Below are 22,108 nucleotides of genomic sequence, written 5' to 3'. Positions count from 1 at the left end.
TTATGTTATATAAAGTTATTTATGATTATATTTTATTATCTTTATACAAAAAGAAAGCAAAAACTTTACATGTTCTTGCTTTCTTTTAATATTTTACCCATTAAATTATATAATAAAACTATTGTTTTAGGTCTTTCTGCATTTTACTAAATTCATAAAGTCTTTCTATTGTTATCTTTTTAATTTCATCAAATTTCATATCAGTTAAGATTTCAAGTGCTTCTTCTATTCTTTCAATTGTATAAATTTTAAATTCACCATTTTCAATAGCTTCATTTAATTCATCTGATAAAACTAGATTTCTACTATTATTTTTAGGTATTATAACACCTTGATCTCCACTTAATCCCTTTCTCTTACATGCTGAGTAAAATCCTTCTATTTTTTCGGCTATCCCTCCAACAACTTGTATTTCTCCTTTTTGATTCATTGAACCTGTAACAGCTATATTCTGCTTTATAGGTATTTTGCTTAAGGATGATATTAGAGCATACAATTCTGCTCCTGTTGCACTATCTCCATCTACGCCTCCATAATTTTGTTCGAAACAAATATATGCATTTAGTGATAAAGGAAATTCTTGAGCAAAATTTTCTGCTATATACCCACCTAATATTAATACACCTTTATTGTGTATAGGACCACTCATATTTACCTCTCTCTCTATATTAACTATACCTTCATTTCCTGGGCTAGTCGTTGCAGTTATTCTTGAAGGTCTTCCAAATGAGTATTCTCCCATATTAAGTACTGAAAGTCCATTAATAACCCCTACTCTCTTTCCTTGCGTTTCAATTAAAGTGAATCCATTTTCCAGCGACTCATCCATCTTACTCTCTATTCTACTTAATCTTTTTCTTCTTTCATCTATTGCCTTCTTAACATCCTCTTTATCAACATATTCAACACCTCTAATTGTTGCATATGCATCTCCTTCTACAACTATCTCTAGAATTTTATTAAATTGAGTTGAAAGCTTATAGCTATCTCCAGATATTCTTGTACTCAACTTAATAACTTCCTTAACGGCATCATAGGTAAAATGCTTAAGATTATTTTTATTACATTGTAATGCTATAAATCTAGCTATTCCATCTTCATTAACCTCACTTTTAATCATTTCATTATCAAAATCGACAAATATTTTGAAATATTTACTAAAATCAGGATCATAGTTGTATAATAAATTGTACATATAGTTATTTCCTATTAGTATTACCTTCATATCTATAGGAATGCTTTCTGGTTTTATAGAAGTTTGAGTATCTACGCCTATTTTTCTAGATTGTATCGTTCTCTTTAACATATCCCAAGACAATCCATATCTTAACAATTGATCTACATATAAAACTAAATATCCTCCATTAGCTTTATGAACTGCACCAGGAATAAGCTTAGTAAAGTCTGTCTTTATGCTTCCATTATAATAATCATATTCTGCCTTCCCAAATAAATTCGATGGACTTGGATTCATTTCAACAATTATAGGTGCTGCATTATTTTTATCCGTTCCATTATCAACAAATAAATTTACTTTATATTTTAAAAAGTGGTCTTTATCATATTTGTCTTTTAATTCATCTTCATCCATATAAAACAAATAAACATACTCTAATATATTTTTTTTCATATTTGTTAAATAAGTTTTCACTTTGTCATATTCCTTATATTTTTCAGTTAAAAGTTCTATATGTGGATCAATCACAAACTTAGCTATCTCTTCCTCTAAATCTAATAAGGCTTCTTTGGCTGCATCCTCTAAGTCTCTTATTTTATATATTACTTGAATTGCCATATTCTCTAGTTCTCTTTTAACTTTATAGAATTCCTCGTCAAATTCATCTTCATCTTTTGTTTCATCCTTTTCTTCTTTTATAGGGACAAATACCATACCCACTTTACTATTTTTTAATTTAAAACCTTTTTCTTCTCCATATTTTTTTATTTTCTTTAGCAGTATATCTTTTTCTATTTCATACTCTTCAATAAGTTGGTTTTTTCCTATTTCAAAATCTTCACTCTCAAATGCATCTTTTAATTCATCTAAAAGTGTTTCTATAAGTTTTTCTATATCCTTTTTAAACACTTTCCCTAATCCTTTTTCCAACCCAACTACAACAGGTTCTCTAGGGTACTCAAAGTTATACACATAACACCAATCTTTATGTATACTTTTTTGAGATGCATATTTATTCAATGCTTTCATAGCATATGTTGTTTTACCTGTTCCTGACTCTCCAGCCAAGTATATATTGTATGCTGAATTATTAATTTTCAATCCTATCTCCATGGCATCGATGGCTCTTTTTTGACCTAATATGCTTTCTAGAGGTTTTATTTCAGATGTATTATTATATGTTAGCATAAACCTCCCCCCTTCTTTTCTTTTATATATTCTATGTGTTATAGCTTGTAAATGTTGATTTAATTTTTAAAATCATACTAATCTTAAGTTTAACAAATTTCTGTAATACAAAAAGAAGCCTTTGACTTATTAGTCATCAGACTTCTTTTGTAATAAATCCATATTTCTCTTTATTATATTTCTTCCTCTCCAACTAAAGGCTCTATCTCCATATCTCCTTTTAAATTCTTTATTCGAAATATTGCTAATCTCTTCATAGTCTAATCTATCAATTATATTATCCATAAACTCTTGTATATGCGTCTTTGAGATGTTTTGGTTGTGTGGACATACATCTTGGCATATATCACATCCAAAGACTTTATCACTATTCTTTAGTATCCTTACCTCTTCTTCTGACAATTCCTCTTTTTTTTGAGTTAAATAAGACAAACATCTCTTAGGATTCATTTCAAAATTTCCTAAAATAGCATTTCCCGGACAATATTCTACACATTTACTACAATTTATGCAGTTTTTTTGTAATGGTTCATCTGGATGAAACTCATAGTTATTTATAATATATCCTATAAATACATATGACCCATATTCATCCGTTATTATATTATTATTCATACCAAAATATCCAATTCCAGATAAATATGCTAAATGTCTGTCAACTAAAGGTCCATTATCCACAAATATTTTATATTCAAACCCCTTTATTTCTGTAATTAAATAATTACATATTTTTTGTAAAATATCTCTTGCTACTATATGGTAATCTTTTGCATAACAATACTTAGATAAATTTGAATTTTCATTTTCTCCTATATAATAAGGAAATGCACATACAACTATAGATTTAGCATTTTTCATTGTATTTTGCGCATTTATTCTATTTTCTAGTATCTTTTCTTCCATTCCAGTTATATGTCCATTTAATAATCTATTTTTCAGTATTTTTTCTAATTTCTTATTTACACTAATACCTGTAATTCCTACAGATTTTAATCCTATTGATGCACAAAATTCTTTTAATTCATTCTTATTCATAAAATATCCTTTCATTAATTCTTTATTAGTCTTATAATAACTAAAGTGTAAGGATGGTGATAATTTGATTAAATTAACAATACCAGGGAGACCCATAAGTAAATCTAATTTCAAGCTTCATAATGTTCATGGTCAAGCATGGATGCCATCAACAGGCAAGCATTCTAAGTACCTGGCTTATGAAAATATGATCGCAGGTTATATAAATCAACAATACCAAGGAGATGCTATTGTAGAAGATTTAATCACTGTACTAAAGTTATATTTCCCTAATAAACGCATGGGGGATTTACATAACTACCCTAAAAGTATATGTGATGGTATTGAAAAAAGTGGTATTATCAAAAATGATAAACAACTTAAGCCAGTTTTATTATTTGATTTTATAGATAAAGAAAACCCACGTGTTGAAATAGAGCTTTATCCAGTTTCACAGTACGATGTATCTTATAATATATCTTCAAAAGAGTAAAAGCTTGATAAATCAAGCTTTTACTCCCTATAAATAAAGCGTGCTTATGAATTACTACAGGATAATTTTTGTACTATAACTTTAAGTACTCTTTATTATTCTGTATTTTAAATTTTATAATTCTATACTAGTCAAGTTTCGATGATATATCTTTTAACATCTCTCTAATAGGAAGTTCATATGGGCATTTGGTTTCACATAATCCACAATTTATACATTCATTTGCTTTTCCACTTGTAGCTGCATATCTTTCTTTAGCCCATTGCTTTAAATTATATCTAGTATAATATCCTTCTAATAAAAAATTTACTGGGATATTTACACCCACTGGACATGGTAAACAATATTCGCATCTTCTACAAAATCTTTTTCCTAAACTATTTCTTATATCTTCTACTTTCTTATTGTCCTCTTCAGTTAATTCAACATTATCTAATACAGCAATATTTTGCTTTACTTGCTCAATGCTGTCCATACCTGGTATAGCAACATCTATATAATCTTTTGTAAGTATATATTTTATAGCTAGTGTAGCATCATCTAAGGCTCCACCTGCTAGAGGTTTCATTACTATAACACCTATACCCCTTTTATGAGCTTTTCTGAATACTTCATCAGCTTGATCTTCTATTATATTATACGGAAATTGAATTGTAGCAAATTTATCATCCTCTAATACCTTTTTTATTGTATCTAAGCTATGACTAGTTATTCCTATATGTTTTATTTTTCCTGTTTTTTTAGCTTCTAATAATGCTTTATATGCTTTACCATCATTAAATATAGTATCATATTCTTCACTTTTAATATTATGAAGTTGATATATATCAATATAATCTGTCTTAAGATTATCTAAACTTATTTCTATATCTTTCTTCATTCCTTCATAATCCCTAGACATACTCTTAGTAGCTATAAAAAATTTATCTCTTTTTTCTTTTAACGCATTTCCTATATATTCTTCGCTTATAGTATACCCTCTAGCTGTATCTATAAAGTTTATACCTTGTTTTTCTAATTCAGCTATAACCTGATTTGTATCTTCTTGAGTAATTCTTTGTATAGGTATTCCTCCAAATCCTACTCTTTTAATTTTTATATTTGTTTTTCCTAATAATCTCATTAGTTTCCCCGCCTAACTGTATAGAATATATTCTTTATTGTATACCATCTAATATTTCTCTTATCATTTTTATTTCCCTCTTATGTCCTTCATCTTCAAGTGGCGTTTCTAAGAAAAATGGAAGGTGACTTATACTAGGATGGGTCATAAAATTGATTATTGCATCTAACCCTATTTTACCTTCCCCTATTATAGCATGTCTATCTTTTTTATCTCCAAATGGCATCATACTATCATTTAAATGTATTGTTTTTAATCTATCTAATCCAACTATTTTATCAAATTCTTCTAAAACTCTATCTAAATTATTTACTATATCATATCCTGCTGAGAAAATATGGCAAGTATCTAAACAGACCCCCATTCTTTCACTATGATTTACATTATCAATTATTCTTTTTAGATGTTCAAATTCAAATCCGATTTCTGTTCCTTTTCCAGACATAGTTTCAAGGAGTATAGTTATATTTTCATTACCTTTTATAGCTCCATTAAGTGCTGTAGTAATTCTTTCTATTCCAAAGTCAATACCTCCTCCTACATGACTTCCTGGATGAAAGCACATATACTCAATTCCCAAAGAGTCCATCCTCTCTATGTCTTCCTTTATTACTTTTTTTCCAAACTCATAAACATCATCTTTCGCCCCACCCAAATTCATAGTATAAGGTGCATGAGCCAATAAAGCACCAAAATTATTTTCTTTTCTTATTTTTTGAAATTTAGTTATATCCTTTTCTACAAATTCTTTAGCATTTCCTCCCCTTGGGTTTCTACTAAAAAACTGAAATGTATTTGCCCCTATCTCTACAGCAACTTCAGCTGCCTTCCCATATCCTTTAGCTATAGAAATATGTGGTCCTATTATAATCATTTTTTTCCTCCTTATGTATTTTTTATTAATTGCTTATCTATATAACTTAATTATACCCAAAAAAAATAAGTATCAACAAAGGTTGACACTTATTATATATTTAAAGCTTCTTCTAGCATAGGTATAATTAACATGGCTATCTCATATTTTTCATCTATATCACTTTTTTGTCTAGACTTTAAAATATCCTCTATTTTTGATTTCATAGTATCATTTAACTCCTTAATTTCGTCCTTAGTTAATGACATTTTATGATAATCAATAATACTTTCATCTAACAGAATATCCTCTTCTGCCGCATGATAAAATAATTCACTCATATCTTCAAATTTAGATATACTTAATTCTTTCTTTTCTTGTTGTGTATTTAAAGAAAAATTAAGTACTTTTTTTCCTACTACTATATTTTTTGCTTTTGGATAATAATATTTCTCTACTATACCTGACTTTATTTTCTCTTCTACTAGTTCTAAAATCCCTACCTTATAAAGCGTTTTTATATGATAGTTTATTTTAGCATGAGGCTCATCTAACAATTGAGATAATTGCTTAGCTGACAATGGTGACTTATTAAATGTTTTTAGAATGTCTATTCTACGAGGATGTGCAATAGCTTTTATACATTCTAAATCTCTTAACACAAGTACTTCTTTCATTCCCCCACCCCTATAAAAAAATTATTTTATTGTATATTAATTATATATTAACCATTAGTAGTTGTCAAAAAATTCTCTATTTTAAAATATATTTAAATTTAGCCTATGAGATAAGTCTTCTAGCATTTTAACCCCTGCAATACTATTTCCCTTTTTATCTAAAGCCGGTCCATAAACTCCTATACCCATCCTATTTGGAACTGATGCCATTATTCCGCCACCAACTCCTGATTTAGCAGGTATTCCAACCTTTATGGCAAACTCTCCTGATGCATCATACATACCACAAGTCATCATAAAAGTCTTAACCATTCTAGATACTCTCTCGCTCATTACTCTTTCGCCATTTTCTATATCTATACCATAAGATGCAAGATTCATACCTATTCTCGCTAAATCAACCGCATCTATTTCTATAGAGCACTGCTTAAAGTATAAATCTAATACTTCTTCTACATTACCTTGAATAAATCCATCATTCTTAAGAAGATATGCCATAGCTCTATTTCTATCTCCACTCATCTTCTCTGATTTATACACATCATAATTAATTCCGATATTATCATTTTTAGCTAACCTTCTAAAGAAATTCAACATTCTTTCTTCTTTATCTGCAAAACTAGATCCTTTTATTAATGATGTTGTTACTATAGCTCCAGCATTTATCATAGGATTACATGGTTTCTTTGTATCATTTGTTTCTAGCTTCATTATAGAATTAAATGGATCTCCACTTGGTTCCATTCCAACCTTTGAAAAAACATGTGTCCATTCATTATCCATTAATGCCATTGCAAGTACTATAGTTTTTGAAACACTTTGAATCGTAAATTTAGTATTGCAATTTCCTACTTTATATATGTTATTATCTTTATCTACTATACATATTCCTAAATCATCTCTGCGTGCATTTTTTAATTCTGGTATGTAGCTAGCCACTTGTCCATAATTTGTATATTTTCTATTTGTATCTAATACTTCTTTAAGTATTTTTTCCATATTTACCTCCTTATTTAGTTATATTTCGAAATATATCCCAATTATATAATACAGAAAGTCCTGACATTATGTCAATATCAGGACTTTCTGTATAACTAGTCTACTATTTTACTTCCACCTATAAATTCCTTTAGTATCGATGTTGACGGTATGTCTGATGTATCTTGCAATTCAACAAAATACTGGAGAAATTTTAAAAGTCTATTAGCTTCTATATATGATGGATTGTCTATCGTGATTTCTTCTAGCAATGGCTTAGCGTATTTTTTTAAAACCGCCAGCTCATATACACATGCAGAGTTAAATATTACATCTGCCTCTTCTTGATACGGGAATATATTCTTCTTTTCTCCTCGTCTTACAGACTCCCATTGCATTATTGTTCTTTCTGCACTATAACCTCTAAAATTATAATCTCTAACCATCCTTCTTATTAACCTTAAATCAGTTGTTGGTATTCTATTATGATCATCTAAATTTATTTGAGTAAGAGCACTTATATATATTTTAAATTTATCTTCATCTGGTATAGATGATGTTAAAATTGGATTCAATCCATGTATTCCTTCTAATATTATCGGCTGGTTCTCATCTATTTTTAATTTTTTACCAGTTTCCTCTCTTATCCCTAGCTTGAAGTTAAACTTTGGTAAATTTATTTCTTTACCGTCTAATAAATCTTTTAAATCCCTATTAAATCTATCTAAGTCTATTGCATATATAGATTCAAAATCAAAGTTCCCAAATTCATCTAATGGAGTATCATCTCTATTAACAAAATAATCATCTAAAGAGATAGACACAGGTTTTAAATTATTAACTCTAAGATGTATTGAAAGTCTATGAGCAAAGCTAGTTTTTCCTGACGAAGATGGTGCCGCAATCAGTATTACTCTTTTTTCTTTTTCTTTTATTATATCTGCTATTTGAGAAAGTTTTTTCTCATGCAAAGCTTCTACTGTTCTTATTACATCCCCATAATCATAGTTTTCTATAATTTTATTGAGAGTTGTAACTCTATCTACCCCTATAAGTTTTGACCATTGTTCAGCTTCTTGATATACACTTGCAAGTTTAGGCTGTGGCTTAAACTCTACAGGTATAGCTTTATCATCTTCACTTGGACCTAAAACTATAATTCCATTATTATACAATTTTAGGTCAAATGTTTTTATATATCCTGTTGATGGTAACATATATCCATAAAAATGATCTATATGACTGTTACATTTATATATTTTCACATCATTATACTCTTTATATCTTAATAGCTGTGCTTTTTCATACATTCCATAACTTTCAAATATCTCTATTCCCTCTTCTGTATTTGTTGATATTTTATCTATATTATAGTTATTTTCAACTATTTCTATCATTCTTTTCTTTATTGCATTAATATCTTTTTCATCTAATTGTTTATATCCATGTACTTCACAATATAATCCATTTGATAAAGAATGTTCTATTACAACTCTACTTCCCTCAAATAATTCATTGCAAGCCATTATAAATATAAATGACATAGTTCTATAATATACTCTTAAACCATCGGCATTAGTTGTATCTAAAAATTTTATGCTACAATCCATATCAACTTTATGATTTAATTCTCTTAATTTGTTTCCTATAACTGCGAGAGTTATATATCCTTTATAATCTTCACTAAATTCTTTTGCTATATCTTCTACTACTATACCTAAAGAATTTTCCTCTACATAATATTGTCTTATTTCTCCATTTATGTTTAGTTTTATATTCTTCATAGTATGTCTCCTTTCTCCTACATATAGGAAAAAGAGGTATCTATACCTCTTTTATAATAGAATCTAACTTTTTCAAACTACATTCAATGTGATCATAATTAATTTCTAATACCAAGTATTTGGGATTTAATTTTAACACTTCTTTTATATGTTTTTTTGATAGTATTCCTTTACCTATGCCAATATGTATATCTGATATACCATCATTATCACTTAAGTGAACTATTTTTATTTTGCTATTTAATTTATTTATATATTCATCTGTGTTTATTAAATTATGACCTGTATCATAGCAAAACCATAATTTATCACTTTTTATCTTACTAAATATATATTCAAAATCATATGCTATGTTGCCAACATTTGAAAAATCTCCATCATTTGAATATACATTTTCTATACAAAGATTAATATTTATATCTTGATTTAGATTTTTTAAAAATTCAGTACTAATATTTAAATACTTGTCTTTATTTTTTTTCAATCTATTAGACATAACGTATCCTAAATGAAGATTAAAATATTTTATATCTAAATCTTTTAACTCTTCATTTAGTCTATTTACAAATTCTACCCATGAATTTCTTATATATTTTATATTTTCACAAGTATTTAGCTCCATTGGCAAATGTATACCTAAAGATAAGTCTAACTCTTTAATTATATCTTTATATTTATATAAACTTTTACATTCTTCTAAGTTATCAATGCCTAGCTCTATATGTTTTATTCTTTCTATTTTTTTACATATATCTAATGCTTCTTCTATATTAAATAAAAGTGCTGCTATACCTATCTTCATAATCAGCCTCTAATTAACTTTTCCTACATGGTTAAATGGGAATAATCTTATCATAACCTTTCCCATTATATCTTTTTCATCAACTAGTCCAACATCTTCATATCTACTATCTAAGCTCTTTTCTCTATTATCTCCCATAGCAAATACTCTGTCTTCAGGTATAACCATATCTATATTTCCTTCAGTATAGTTATTGTGTATGTACGGCTCATCCATTAATTTATCATTTACATATACTTTTGAATCTTCTATCTTTATATGGTCTCCTTCAACTGCTATAACTCTTTTAACTAAATCCTTTGGGCTTCCATCTTCTTGTAATAGCTCTGTACTAAATACTATTATATCTCGTTCTTTTGGCTCCCCAAACTTGTATGACATTCTATTGATTACTAAATAATCATTTTCCTTTAATGTAGGATACATTGATTCTCCTCTTACTAATGTAGGTCTTACAAATTGAGTTATTATAAATGCAAATACAAGAGCTGTTGCAATTATCTTAATCCACTCTATGGCCTCTTTCTTTATTTTATCATTCATACTTACCATCTCCTCTAAAATAAGTTTTCATATCATATCAATTAATGATTATTATAGCTCCCTATCATGTGTATAGCCATCTCATTAATATTATCGTATTTATTCATTTTTATCCCTAAATCTAACAACTCACATACTTTTACTAAATCTTGTACTACCTCCATTGGGTTTCCATATATTTCTTCAATTTCCTCTTTGCTAACTCCTTTAAAACCATGTCCAACTGGACTTTCATTCCTAAGCTTAATTAGATTTTCTAAGCTTTCGCTATTTAATATTTCTACTACCTTATCCATTCTCTTAGTTTTTCTTACGTATCTATTTATATATTGAGTTACTCCATGTATTAAATTTCCATTATATATATTATACTTCTTTTTTAAGGTATATAAAATATTTTTCTTTGACACCATATATCCGTGCATACATATCTTACATGCTTTTGATTCTTTAGTACTAACAAAAATATATTTAAATAAAGCTTCCTTTAGCCTGTATAATCTTCCTAGAAAATCTATATACTCTTCATTCACAATTTGAATCTTCATATTTTCTATTAATTCAGATAATATATCTTCAGGCTCTCCTACATTTAAGTTATTTAGATTATTTATTAATTTATTTATTTCTCTTCTAGATAACATTTGCTCGCTCATTTTATTTATACTTGCTAAGGCTTTTTTAAAATCAAAATTAACGGCATATTTAGATGACTCCATTAATAAATATAAATCACCTTCTATAATTCCTGCTTCATCTAATACATCTAACACTGCATCATAGTCATATCTTTGTAAAAATTTAGATATGACATACTCCTGACTTTTATCTAATGAGCCCATTATATACCTCCTATAATTTAATGCTTATAAACTTACTTTTCTTTATTATTAAACTAGGTTATATCTAAATATACATTTTTTCCTCATTTACCTACAGTCTGATTATCCTTAAATAATTATACTACTTATTCAGGTATTTCTTTTATATCATCTAAAAATTTTCAAGGCAATTTAGTCAACTTTTATAGTCTCTTCCTTTTTTCTTTCTAATCCTAAAAAATCTCTTTTTAGATTTATTTATGTAATCATCTAGTTTATCTAAATTTATTTTCCATAAAAATACTATATAAATTGCAAACACTATAATCGACCATCTATATTCTATCATCAATATAAAATCAAAACCTCCATGAATTAATATAGGCACTAATATTGACATTATAAGGTACTCTCTCTTTTTTATTGATTTATTGCTGAATTTATATTTCGATACATAATATCCCATAGTTATAGCAAACATAATATGTGCAGGTACAGATATAACTGCTCTTATTATACCTACTTCAAATGCTGTTTGATAATCTTCAAATAATATATATATTATATTTTCAATAGTTGCAAATCCAAGAGATAAAAATATTGAATAGATGATACCATCTAACTTTTCATTAAAATTCTTTTCTTTTAATACATTAGGTATAAGAACTAGCCCTTTTAATCCCTCTTCTGTTAGTGCTGCAACTATAAAAGATATATATATTAAGCTAGAATATCCCTCAAAAATATTTATTTTCATCAAAAAATTTTCTACTATAATTGCTATAGCACTCATAAGTATACCAAGTATAAAAAATTTCCCCAATATCATTATAGGCTCTTTATCATATCTATCTTTTAAATATATCCATAATATACAAGCTATAATCGGTGCTATAGCTAGTACTAATAAACTTAACTTCATCAAAACACATCCCTTATTTATATTTTCATTTATATTATTTCCAATTACCTTAACAAAATAAGAACTATATTCATACTATAAAATACAGTATATTATTAATTTATTTTAAAGAAAGGGTGATTCTATGCAAGATGGTTTTTTAACAGTAAGTGTTTTAGATAATTCTACCAATAGACCTATCGAAGGAGCTACTGTAAACATTTATTCAATTCCTCTAGCAGGAGAACGTTCATCCCCGGTTTATCAAAATTTAAAGACTGACTCATCAGGTCAAGTCACTGGGTTAACTTTAGATGCTCCAGACATTATTTATTCTCAGCAACCTTCTGATGTAAGACCTTATAGCCAGTATTCTGTAGAAGTTAGTGTAGATGGTTATGAAACAGTTATTATTGATGGTACTCAACTATTTCCTACTGTAGAAGCTAGGCAAAATGTTCCTCTTAAAGCTAAAACTCGATGCAAAAACTCTTATTCTAGACAAAACGAAGAGGTCTACGGGATAGGTGAAAATACTTTATATGGTACTTATGCTCCTAAAATACCTGAAAGTAGTTTAAAACCAATACCTCCTCCTACAGGGTTTGTTGTTTTAGATAATCCAGTAGTACCAGAATTTGTAGTAGTTCACGATGGATTACCTGAAAATACTTCTGCAAAAGATTATTGGATACCATTTAAAGAATATATTAAAAATGTTGCATCTTCTGAAATATATTCTACTTGGCCTGAACAAACTATTTATGCAAATGTTATAGCCATAATATCTTTTACATTAAATAGAGTTTTCACTGAATGGTATAGAAATATGGGATATAACTTTACCATAACTTCTAGTACTGCTTATGATCATAAATTCATATATAATAGAAATTTATTTGACACAATAAATATCATTGTTGATGATATATTTAATACTTTTATAAAACGTCCACCTACATCTAGACAGCCTTTACTTGCTCAATATTGTGATGGTAAAAAATCTCAATGTCCTAATCAAATGACTCAATGGGGAAGTAAGGATTTGGGAGCTCAAGGAAAAGATTATGAAAGTATACTTAGATATTTTTATGGTGATGAAATAGTATTTGAAAAAGCTCCTATCGTTAGTGGTGTACCAGTATCATTTCCTGGTGAAACTCTGCAAGTGGGTTCTAAAGGTAAATATGTTAAGACTATTCAAAATCAACTTAATGCTATTTCAAAAGCATATCCAGCTATACCTAAAGTTAAAGAAGATGGAATATATGGTAATTCTACAGCTGAAGCTGTAGAAACCTTCCAAGGTATATTTGGATTACCTAAATCCGGGGTGGTAGACTTTAAAACATGGTATGAAATATCTAGAGTATATGTTGCTGTAACTAAAATAGCATCTTTAACTCCGACTATATAATATAATTTACTTCAATATAAAAAATTAAAAGCTATAGAATTAGGTCCATTAAAACATAACTTTAATCAAGTACATTTTATTGAAGCTAAATTCTATAGCTTTTTTATTAAATTTCAAAATTATATAATTTTTAGTTCATATATTTACACCTTAATAAAGTTATCTTTATTTGAACATTTCTCTATATTCATCTTTTAACATATGGCTTATTGTACTTATGTTTATTGAAAATTCTGGCTGACCTGCTGCATATGGTGCTATCTCATATAAGTCAAAGTAAATAACTAAATTATCATCTTGTATATAAAACTTATTATTTAATTTTATCCCATTAAATTGATAGACCCCTTCATATTCTTTATCATTTTTTACTATTTTTTCTATTTGCCTTCTAATCTCATCATCTATAACTTTTTTATAATCTGAATTTTCCTTAAACAAATCGCTTAACATTAATACTTTTCCATTTCTCATATCAATATTATATGATATATCTTCATAATATCCATGAGCTCCACCACTATATTTATAATATCTTACATTTATGCTCAATATATTATCACTATTCTTTTTTACTTCAAAATCTACATTCGCAACAAATTTATTTTCTACATCTGGGAACTTGCTTAAATAATTTTTTGCCTCTTCTTGAGAATTATTATAAAAATCCATTATATCATTTCTTATTTTATCATTTATACACTTTTCAATTTTTTTGTTAGAGGTTATTATTATAGGTATATTTATTACACTATTAATATACTTGCCATCTTTAGTTATGGTTTGAGTATCTATATTTGCAACTATATTATTAGTGCCTACTATTTTTATTTTATTTTTAAATATTTGAGATGGTATTTTAAATTCATAATTTATTTTACTATTATTTTGTTTATAAGGATTGAAATAAATTATCATTCCTCCATCCGCAATAATAAAATTAGTATACTTATTTATAATAATCCTATCCTTATCAATTCTTAAATTATGCTTTTTAGCATAATTATATATATATTTTGCTATAACTTCTTGGTAATCTGAATTATTCTTTAAAAAATTATCTAAATAAATTCTTTGACCTGTTTCTAAATCAAACAAGTAACTATCTTTTTCTAAAGTAAATTTGTTTTTATCTTTTTTTATATTTCTATATATTATTATATTTAATAAATTTCTATCTTCAAATGCCACATTATAATTTATACTTATATATTTTTTTTCAGAATTATTATTTATTTCTATAGCTTGTCTTTGATGATTTATAAATTCATTTATATTCCGTCTTATATATGTATTTATATATCTTTCTACTTCTGTCTTTGAACAATGTACCTCTGGCATTTTTACGCTTATTGATATATTCTTATCATCTATTCTTATTTTTTCTTCTGTTATTTTCACTGTTCTTAGTCCTTGAGACAAATTAGCCTGAGTTATATCTCTAATTGCAAACTTACTTTTTTCATTCGATAATATTACTAATAAAGTAAGTACAACTATCACTGATATTCCTTTTAAAAGTATTCTAATATATTTCATTTTGAGTTCCTCCAAAATATATTTCACTTATTATACTTTGGATTTCTTCTATTTTTATTCTAATTAATTTTTATACTTTATATCTTACTGTAAATAGATATTTTAAATTTAAATCAGCCTTAATCTATTTGTAAAAATAAATTAAGGCTGATTATATAATTAACTTTTATTATTTAGTTTTGATTTGCTTCTATTAAATTTGTTTTTGACTTTGACTTGTTAGCTAATGCTAATATTAACCCAAGTGCTATAGATGCAAATGCAGCTGCTATTACTCTATATTCAGCTGGGAATAAAAATACTATCGTATGGCATGGAATCCAGAAAAATGGAATAGTTTTTAAAACTGTAAAATTAAGATATGTATACCAATCTATTTTATCTGATACATCTTTTAATGTAACCTTTGATCCATTTCTATTATACTTTTCATCTATATAAGTGTCTGTACATTTATGGAATAAGAATATTGCTGGTGATTGAAGTATATTCATAACTGTACTAGTTAATAATGCATGTGCAAAATTTGAACCTTTAAAAGGTAATCTACCTATTTCTTGTGCATTTGTTACTCCCGATGAGAATACTGGTAGTGCAAGAGTTATAACCACACCAAGAGCACCCCAAATTACAGCTCTAAATATTAAACCATTTGGCTTTTTCCAATCTCCTCTCATTACTCTTATTCCTAGTAACTCACCCATTGTTGCTAGAATTGCAAATTTAAAAAACCCACCTATGTATGGATATGCTTCTGTTGTAGCAATAAATACTTCTCTACCTCTTGGAATAGCTAATATAGCTATCCATAAAATAAGTGCTCCACCCCAAATAAAATCTCCTTTTTTCACTAATTTGCCCCCTTATATCTAATATAATAAATTCACTATAATTCTTCTTCATCTGTCTCTAATAATCCTCTTAATATTATAAATTTACATATTTAAACATTATAAAATATCATATCCTGTCCAATTTAAGTAATAGTATTTATACTCCACTGTAGGCTGCGTTACTTGGTAAATCTATATATAGTGTCAAACAATAAATTTAATTATCTTATTTATAATGTAAAATATGATAAACAGACTTTCACCGTCAAGTTATTGCCCCTGAGGGATATACATAAAGAGCTATAAGAAATTAATCTTATAGCTCAAATATTTTACAACTATCTTCTGTTGTTATTTTGCTTTCTTGCTTTTCTACATTCTGGACATCTTACAGGCTCATTTTCGAATCCTTTTTCTTTATAGAATGCTTGCTCACCTTCAGTGAATAAAAATTCTTGCCCACAATCCTTACATGTTAATTTCTTATCCATTTTAATCCTCCAACTTAAAGACTATTTAGAATAATTAGCCCTTAGCAGAGAAAATTATAATCTAACTCAATCTTTATATTTTATATTTATACTTAATTTAAAAGTAACACATAGCTATACTTAATACAAGCATTATTTATATATCACATAACCTTTATGCAAATTATATTTATATAACATAATACTTATTGTCTATACTTTTACGGAATACACATTTCTATGTACTTCACAAGCTTATTGAAATATATGATAGTAAATAACTCTATTTATTTTATTATCATTATTCTATTTTTTATTACATATGCTAATGTTCATTTCATATATATCGCTACCGTTTTCTCTTCCCCATTTGCACATCATTTGTAATATAGGCATTAAAGTTTTACCTTTTTCAGTAATAGAATATTCTACTCTTGGGGGTACCTCCGGGAATACCTCTCTATGAACTAATTTGTTATATTCTAACTCTCTTAATTGAGTTGTTAGTGTTTTATGTGTAATTCCATTAAGAAGCTTTTTCATTTCACCAAATCGTTTCTTGCCTGTAGTTCCTAAGAACCAAAGAATAATTGGTTTCCATTTCCCCCCTATAACAGCTAACGTTAATTCTATTTCACAACTCACATTTTTAATTTTATCATCCATTATATACATTCCTCCTACTTGTCTTCTATAGTATCATTTAAGATACTATATATCAATAAAGTGCATACTTTACTCTGAATTACAAAATGATATACTTTAATACATGCAAATAATATAGGAACAACTAAATTTTCAGATGTAATTATATTATCTGTTAAACCAAATATGTATGCTTCATTTATAGAAGAAAAACTTATGGGTGTAATAGCTGCACAGAAAAATCAATTAAAATGTTACAACAAAATTAACTATATTGAAAAAATAGGTGGTAATTTAAAAATATGAGGAGATTAAATATGTCAATGCTATTTAGTAGTTTTAAACTAAAAGATATGGAACTTAAAAACAGAATTGTAATGGCTCCTATGTGTATGGATTCCTGTAATAATGATGGTTTTGCAAATAACTGGCATTTCATACACTATGCAACTAGAGCTATTGGAGGAGTAGGGCTTATCATTCTAGAGTCTACTGGAATTGAGCCTGGTGGCCGTATTACTGATAAAGATTTAGGTATATGGGATGATTCTTATATTGAAAATCTAAAAAACATAGTGGATGAGTGTCATAAACATGGGACAAAAGTTGGAATACAAATTAATCATGCCGGCAGAAAATCTGAGGTTCTTTCAGATCCAATTATTGCTCCAAGTGCTCTAGCTTTTAATGAAAACTATAGAGTACCTACTGAAATGACAAAAGAAGACATCATAAAAACTGTCAATGCCTTTAAAAATGCTGCTCAAAGGGCATTAACTGCAGGTTTTGATTTATTAGAATTACATGGAGCACATGGATACTTAATTAATCAATTTTTATCACCATTAACTAACAAAAGACAGGATGAATATGGTGGAAATGATGAAAATAGAGTTAGGTTCTTAAGAGAAGTTATACAAGCAGTTAAAACTGTTTGGCCAGAAACTAAACCTCTGATTTTAAGAGTATCCGCTGAAGAATATGCTGAGGGCGGAAATAATTCATTAAAAACTGCTGCACTTATAAATTTGGTTAAAAATGAAGGCTTAGATATGATTGATGTTAGCACGGGTGGTGTTGTACCTACTAAGATAAATACCTATCCAGGATACCAAGTTGCACAGTCTGAAACAATAAAAAATACTTCTAGTATTAAAACCATAGCTGGTGGACTTATTACTTCGCCCTTAATGGCTGAGGAAATATTAAATAATAATAGAGCTGATTTAGTATATCTAGGAAGAGAATTATTAAGAAATCCTTACTGGACACTTCAAGCAGCTAAACTATTAGAAGTAGACGTAAAATGGCCAATTCAATATGAAAGAAGTAATGTGGTTAATAAAAATGGTTTTTAATTCATAAAATATAAACATAGCTTTATGTATATATCAGTTTTACAATACAAAGAGGTTTCGAACTTTTTGTACCTCTTTGTATTGCAAGTAATTTAATCAGATGATTGAATATTACTTCATATATTCTGATGTAAGTCTATCTCTTCTCTAGCTTCACAATAGTTTCACAATGAGGTGTATTAGGGAACATATCCATACACTTAACTTTTTCAACTTCATAACCATAGTTCTTAAACTCTACTAAATCAAGCACTAAAGTCTTAGGATTACAAGATATATAAACTATCTCTTTAGCACCAAATCCTGATATATCTCTTATAGCATCCTTATGAACACCTGGTCTTGGTGGGTCAACTATTATTAGGTCTGGTTTATTTTTTAAATTTTTAACAGTCTTAGCAACATCTCCTGCTATAAATTCACAGTTAGTTAATCCATTTAATTTAGCATTTTCATTTGCTGCTACAACTGCTTCCTCTATTATCTCTATTCCATAAACTTTCTTAGCTGCACCTGCCATAACTTGCCCTATAGTACCTGTTCCGCTATATAAATCAAATACAACCTTATTTTCATGATTTCCTACAAACTCTCTTGCTATAGTATAAAGTTTTTCAGCTCCCTTAGTATTTGTTTGGAAGAATGAAAATGGAGATATTTTAAATCTTAATCCTAATATTTCTTCTTGTATATAATCTCTTCCATGTAATACTCTTAGTTCATCACAGTTAACAGCATCTGCTAATCCATCATTTATAGTGTGTAATATACTTACTAGCTCTGAATCTAATCCTAATGATAATAAAGTTTCTTTATACTCAGTCATATCAAAATCTATTTGAGAAGAAGTAACTATATTTACCATCATTTCTTTAGTATTTATACCTTTTCTTACAACAAGGTTTCTTAAATACCCTTTATGGTTTACAGTTCTATAATAAGGAAGTTCTTTTTTATTGAAATAATCTACTGTAGTCGTTAATACTTTTATAAAATCTTGATCTACTAGTAGGCATCCATCAACCGTCATTATATCTATATGTCTTCCTTTTTTATGTAATCCTAATGTTAATGGTCCATCTTTCATTTCATCTCCGAAAGTATACTCCATCTTATTTCTGTATAATTTATCTTGAGGACTTCCTTCTATACCTAAGAACTGGAATCCAAATAAATCTTGCTTTAAAAATAAATCCATAACTTGTTTTTCTTTTATTTCAAGTTGTTTTTGATAAGGAACAGATAATATGCTACATCCTCCACATTCATTAAAATGCTCACACGTTTCTTCTGTTTCTATTGGTGATTTTTCTAATAACTCTAGCATCTTAACATCAGCTTTTCCACTTCTTGTTCTTTTAACAGCTGCCTTTATCTTTTGACCCGTTATTCCGCCCTTCATATGTATCTCTCTATTTCCTAATAAACTTACAGATGTTCCACCGAACTCCATTTTATCTACTTCAAACTCTATAATGTCTTTTTTCTTCACTAAAATTACCTCCGTTAGTCTTTGTATCTATCTTTCTTCCATTAATTTTATTTCGTTCTCTGTTAACTCTCTATATTCTCCTAGTGCTAAGTTTTCATCTAGTTCTAATTTACCCATAGAAAGTCTTTTTAAGTATACTACTTTTTTGTCTACACTCTCAAACATTCTTTTTACTTGATGGAATTTACCTTCATGTATAGTGAGTTCTATTTCTGATATTTCATCACTTTTTAATATTTTTAATTGGGATGGCATAGTTTCATATCCATCATCAAGCACTACACCTTTTTTAAATGCTACTATATCCTCTTCTGTTACTATTCCTTCTATCTTAGCATAATAAGTCTTTGGAACATGTTTCTTTGGTGATAGTACTCTATGAGAAAGCTGCCCATCATTAGTTAAAATTAGTAGACCTTCTGTATCTTTATCTAACCTTCCTACTGGAAATGGTTCAAATACAAGGTATGATGGATCTATTAAGTCTAATACTATTGGATCAAATTTATCAAAAGTAGCTGATATATATCCATCTGGCTTATTTAACATTATGTACACAAACTCTCTATAATTTACCTTTTCTCCATCAAATATTATTTCATCATTTTCTGGGTCTACTTGAAGTCCTGGATTATTTATAACTTTACCATTTACAGTTATTATTCCATACTTACAATATTTTTTCATTTCTGCTCTACTACCATATCCTACGTTTGAAAGTACTTTATCTATACGTAATTTTTTGGCCATTAAAAATGTTCTCCATTCTCATAGTATTTTTTCTTTTCAAATACTGTAAATGCTAAATCCATACTTTCTACATCCAAATTATTTCTTATACTATCAGTTATTATATTAGCTACTATATCTTGTACTTCTTGCCCTCTATCAAACCATGCTATTTCTACAAATGGATAAACATCTGCTAATTGTCCATTTCTTATAGCAACTGATTTTATACATTCTATTTCAAAATAATCTCTTGGACACTTTACAGCTTCAACTAATTCATCTATCATTTTTTCACTTATTTTGCATATATCATTTTCATGAATTCCTCTTATTTTTATCTGTGGCATAATACATTTCCTTTCTTTTGTACACTACATATAGTTTTTTTATCAATTTATTATATTTTATACTTTTTATAGATATTATTATACTTTTAATTTGATGTTATTACAATTTACTATGTACTTTTTTTGTAGAAGGGTTATAATATTAGGTGATGGGTAAATTTTAAATTTGATGATTTTTTAACAAATTAATTTATATGGAGGTTTCACTATGTTAGTTTCAGCTAAAGAAATGTTAAATAAAGCTAGAGAAGGAAAATATGCAGTAGGTCAATTCAACATCAATAACTTAGAATGGACAAAGGCGGTTTTATTAACTGCTCAGGAAAACAATTCTCCAGTTATCTTAGGAGTATCTGAAGGTGCTGGTAAGTATATGGGTGGTTATAAAACTATAGTTGGTATGGTTAACGGAATGTTAGAAGAATTAAAAATAACAGTTCCAGTTGCTCTACACTTAGACCACGGTAGTTATGATGGAGCTTTAAAAGTAATAGAAGCAGGATTCTCTTCTGTTATGTTTGATGGTTCTCACTATGCTATAGAAGAAAATATAGCTAAGACTAAAGAAATAGTTGAAATAGCTAATGCTAAAGGAATATCTGTAGAAGCAGAAGTTGGTTCTATCGGTGGAGAAGAAGATGGTGTTGTTGGAACTGGAGAAGTTGCAGATCCAGCTGAATGTAAATTAATAGCAGATTTAGGTGTTGATATGTTAGCTGCTGGTATAGGTAACATACATGGTCAATACCCTGAAAACTGGGCAGGATTAAGCTTCGATGCTTTAGCTGCTATAAACGATACTACAGGAACTATGCCATTAGTATTACACGGAGGAACTGGTATACCTGCAGACATGATACAAAAAGCTATATCTTTAGGTGTTTCTAAAATAAATGTTAACACTGAATGTCAATTAGCTTT

General features: G+C 28.0%; 22 protein-coding genes. 4 read left to right on the top strand and 18 right to left on the bottom strand.

Translation table 11 applies throughout. The features are described 5' to 3' along the window. Nucleotides 1–118 precede the first annotated feature (118 nt). Together VLM92_RS09050 and queG are read right to left on the bottom strand one after the other, a co-directional pair. Nucleotides 119–2,365, bottom strand: coding sequence for an ATP-binding protein (locus tag VLM92_RS09050; protein WP_325276017.1), 2,247 nt, complete (start codon nucleotides 2,363–2,365; stop codon nucleotides 119–121). 129 nt (nucleotides 2,366–2,494) lie between these two features. Continuing rightward, nucleotides 2,495–3,400 carry a tRNA epoxyqueuosine(34) reductase QueG gene (gene queG / locus VLM92_RS09045; RefSeq protein WP_325276016.1) on the bottom strand — a complete coding sequence of 302 codons (906 nt, stop codon included), beginning with the start codon at nucleotides 3,398–3,400 and terminating at the stop codon, nucleotides 2,495–2,497. A 64-nt stretch (nucleotides 3,401–3,464) separates the two neighbouring features. Between queG and VLM92_RS09040 the strand changes: the two genes are divergently transcribed. Next, nucleotides 3,465–3,872 (top strand): RusA family crossover junction endodeoxyribonuclease, encoded by a 408-nt coding sequence (locus VLM92_RS09040; protein WP_325276015.1) that lies wholly within the window; start codon nucleotides 3,465–3,467, stop codon nucleotides 3,870–3,872. Nucleotides 3,873–3,999: 127 nt separating this feature from the next. Here the strand turns inward: VLM92_RS09040 and VLM92_RS09035 are convergent, their stop codons facing one another. From VLM92_RS09035 to VLM92_RS08995, 9 genes are all read right to left on the bottom strand, one after another. Next, nucleotides 4,000–4,995, bottom strand: a complete 996-nt coding sequence (locus tag VLM92_RS09035) for an aldo/keto reductase (RefSeq protein WP_325276014.1) — start codon at nucleotides 4,993–4,995, stop codon at nucleotides 4,000–4,002. Nucleotides 4,996–5,029: 34 nt separating this feature from the next. Beyond that, nucleotides 5,030–5,869 carry a deoxyribonuclease IV gene (locus tag VLM92_RS09030; protein WP_325276013.1) on the bottom strand — a complete coding sequence of 280 codons (840 nt, stop codon included), beginning with the start codon at nucleotides 5,867–5,869 and terminating at the stop codon, nucleotides 5,030–5,032. Between the two features lie 92 nt (nucleotides 5,870–5,961). Continuing rightward, nucleotides 5,962–6,525: a helix-turn-helix domain-containing protein gene (locus tag VLM92_RS09025; protein ID WP_325276012.1), complete on the bottom strand. Its 564-nt coding sequence runs from the start codon at nucleotides 6,523–6,525 to the stop codon at nucleotides 5,962–5,964. An 81-nt stretch (nucleotides 6,526–6,606) separates the two neighbouring features. Then, nucleotides 6,607–7,524 (bottom strand): glutaminase A, encoded by a 918-nt coding sequence (gene glsA, locus VLM92_RS09020; protein ID WP_325276011.1) that lies wholly within the window; start codon nucleotides 7,522–7,524, stop codon nucleotides 6,607–6,609. A gap of 95 nt (nucleotides 7,525–7,619) precedes the next feature. Then, entirely contained in the window at nucleotides 7,620–9,287 is a 1,668-nt protein-coding gene (locus tag VLM92_RS09015) for a nucleoside kinase (protein WP_325276010.1), read from the bottom strand. A gap of 40 nt (nucleotides 9,288–9,327) precedes the next feature. Next, a complete protein-coding gene (locus VLM92_RS09010; RefSeq protein WP_325276009.1) occupies nucleotides 9,328–10,089 on the bottom strand; it encodes a sugar phosphate isomerase/epimerase in 762 nt (253 codons plus the stop codon). Nucleotides 10,090–10,098: 9 nt separating this feature from the next. Next, nucleotides 10,099–10,632: a signal peptidase I gene (gene lepB / locus VLM92_RS09005; RefSeq protein ID WP_325276008.1), complete on the bottom strand. Its 534-nt coding sequence runs from the start codon at nucleotides 10,630–10,632 to the stop codon at nucleotides 10,099–10,101. 41 nt (nucleotides 10,633–10,673) lie between these two features. Beyond that, on the bottom strand, nucleotides 10,674–11,474 hold the full coding sequence (locus VLM92_RS09000; RefSeq protein ID WP_325276007.1) for a hypothetical protein: 801 nt from the start codon (nucleotides 11,472–11,474) through the stop codon (nucleotides 10,674–10,676). A gap of 175 nt (nucleotides 11,475–11,649) precedes the next feature. Beyond that, nucleotides 11,650–12,375, bottom strand: coding sequence for a PrsW family intramembrane metalloprotease (locus VLM92_RS08995; RefSeq protein ID WP_325276006.1), 726 nt, complete (start codon nucleotides 12,373–12,375; stop codon nucleotides 11,650–11,652). 124 nt (nucleotides 12,376–12,499) lie between these two features. Between VLM92_RS08995 and sleC the strand changes: the two genes are divergently transcribed. Further along, nucleotides 12,500–13,771, top strand: a complete 1,272-nt coding sequence (gene sleC, locus VLM92_RS08990) for a spore cortex-lytic germination protein SleC (RefSeq protein WP_325276005.1) — start codon at nucleotides 12,500–12,502, stop codon at nucleotides 13,769–13,771. A 165-nt stretch (nucleotides 13,772–13,936) separates the two neighbouring features. Here sleC and VLM92_RS08985 read toward each other — a convergent pair whose 3' ends face one another. The 4 genes from VLM92_RS08985 to VLM92_RS08970 all read right to left on the bottom strand — a co-directional run bounded on the left by VLM92_RS08985 (nucleotide 13,937) and on the right by VLM92_RS08970 (nucleotide 17,279). After that, complete coding sequence (locus VLM92_RS08985; protein ID WP_325276004.1) at nucleotides 13,937–15,310, bottom strand: DUF3298 domain-containing protein; 1,374 nt, start codon at nucleotides 15,308–15,310, stop codon at nucleotides 13,937–13,939. A gap of 173 nt (nucleotides 15,311–15,483) precedes the next feature. Next, nucleotides 15,484–16,161 carry a hypothetical protein gene (locus tag VLM92_RS08980; protein WP_325276003.1) on the bottom strand — a complete coding sequence of 226 codons (678 nt, stop codon included), beginning with the start codon at nucleotides 16,159–16,161 and terminating at the stop codon, nucleotides 15,484–15,486. Between the two features lie 320 nt (nucleotides 16,162–16,481). Then, entirely contained in the window at nucleotides 16,482–16,634 is a 153-nt protein-coding gene (locus tag VLM92_RS08975; RefSeq protein WP_325276002.1) for a zinc-ribbon domain-containing protein, read from the bottom strand. A 285-nt stretch (nucleotides 16,635–16,919) separates the two neighbouring features. Further along, nucleotides 16,920–17,279: a winged helix-turn-helix transcriptional regulator gene (locus tag VLM92_RS08970; protein ID WP_331681732.1), complete on the bottom strand. Its 360-nt coding sequence runs from the start codon at nucleotides 17,277–17,279 to the stop codon at nucleotides 16,920–16,922. A 296-nt stretch (nucleotides 17,280–17,575) separates the two neighbouring features. Between VLM92_RS08970 and namA the strand changes: the two genes are divergently transcribed. Continuing rightward, a complete protein-coding gene (gene namA, locus VLM92_RS08965) occupies nucleotides 17,576–18,616 on the top strand; it encodes an NADPH dehydrogenase NamA (protein ID WP_325276000.1) in 1,041 nt (346 codons plus the stop codon). Between the two features lie 136 nt (nucleotides 18,617–18,752). On the opposite strand, the gene rlmD is transcribed toward namA, so the two are convergent. Genes rlmD through VLM92_RS08950 form a run of 3 tightly spaced genes read right to left on the bottom strand, consistent with a single transcriptional unit; the run spans nucleotide 18,753 to nucleotide 21,187 of the window. Then, the gene (gene rlmD, locus VLM92_RS08960) at nucleotides 18,753–20,108 is read right to left on the bottom strand and encodes a 23S rRNA (uracil(1939)-C(5))-methyltransferase RlmD (RefSeq protein ID WP_325275999.1); all 1,356 of its coding nucleotides are present in this window, start codon (nucleotides 20,106–20,108) and stop codon (nucleotides 18,753–18,755) included. Between the two features lie 27 nt (nucleotides 20,109–20,135). Then, nucleotides 20,136–20,858 carry a pseudouridine synthase gene (locus VLM92_RS08955; RefSeq protein WP_325275998.1) on the bottom strand — a complete coding sequence of 241 codons (723 nt, stop codon included), beginning with the start codon at nucleotides 20,856–20,858 and terminating at the stop codon, nucleotides 20,136–20,138. Next, entirely contained in the window at nucleotides 20,858–21,187 is a 330-nt protein-coding gene (locus VLM92_RS08950; protein ID WP_325275997.1) for a DUF1904 domain-containing protein, read from the bottom strand. Before VLM92_RS08950 ends, VLM92_RS08955 begins: the two co-directional genes overlap by 1 nt. A 208-nt stretch (nucleotides 21,188–21,395) precedes the next feature. Between VLM92_RS08950 and VLM92_RS08945 the strand changes: the two genes are divergently transcribed. Then, nucleotides 21,396–22,108 (top strand): ketose-bisphosphate aldolase (locus VLM92_RS08945; protein WP_325275996.1); only part of this gene is annotated, 713 nt, incomplete at its 3' end.

The organism is Romboutsia sp. (assembly GCF_035470145.1).
Lineage (GTDB): Bacteria > Bacillota > Clostridia > Peptostreptococcales > Peptostreptococcaceae > Romboutsia_D.
The sequence above is the reverse complement of the archived record's forward strand: the minus strand, read 5'-3'. Positions and strand labels throughout refer to the sequence as shown.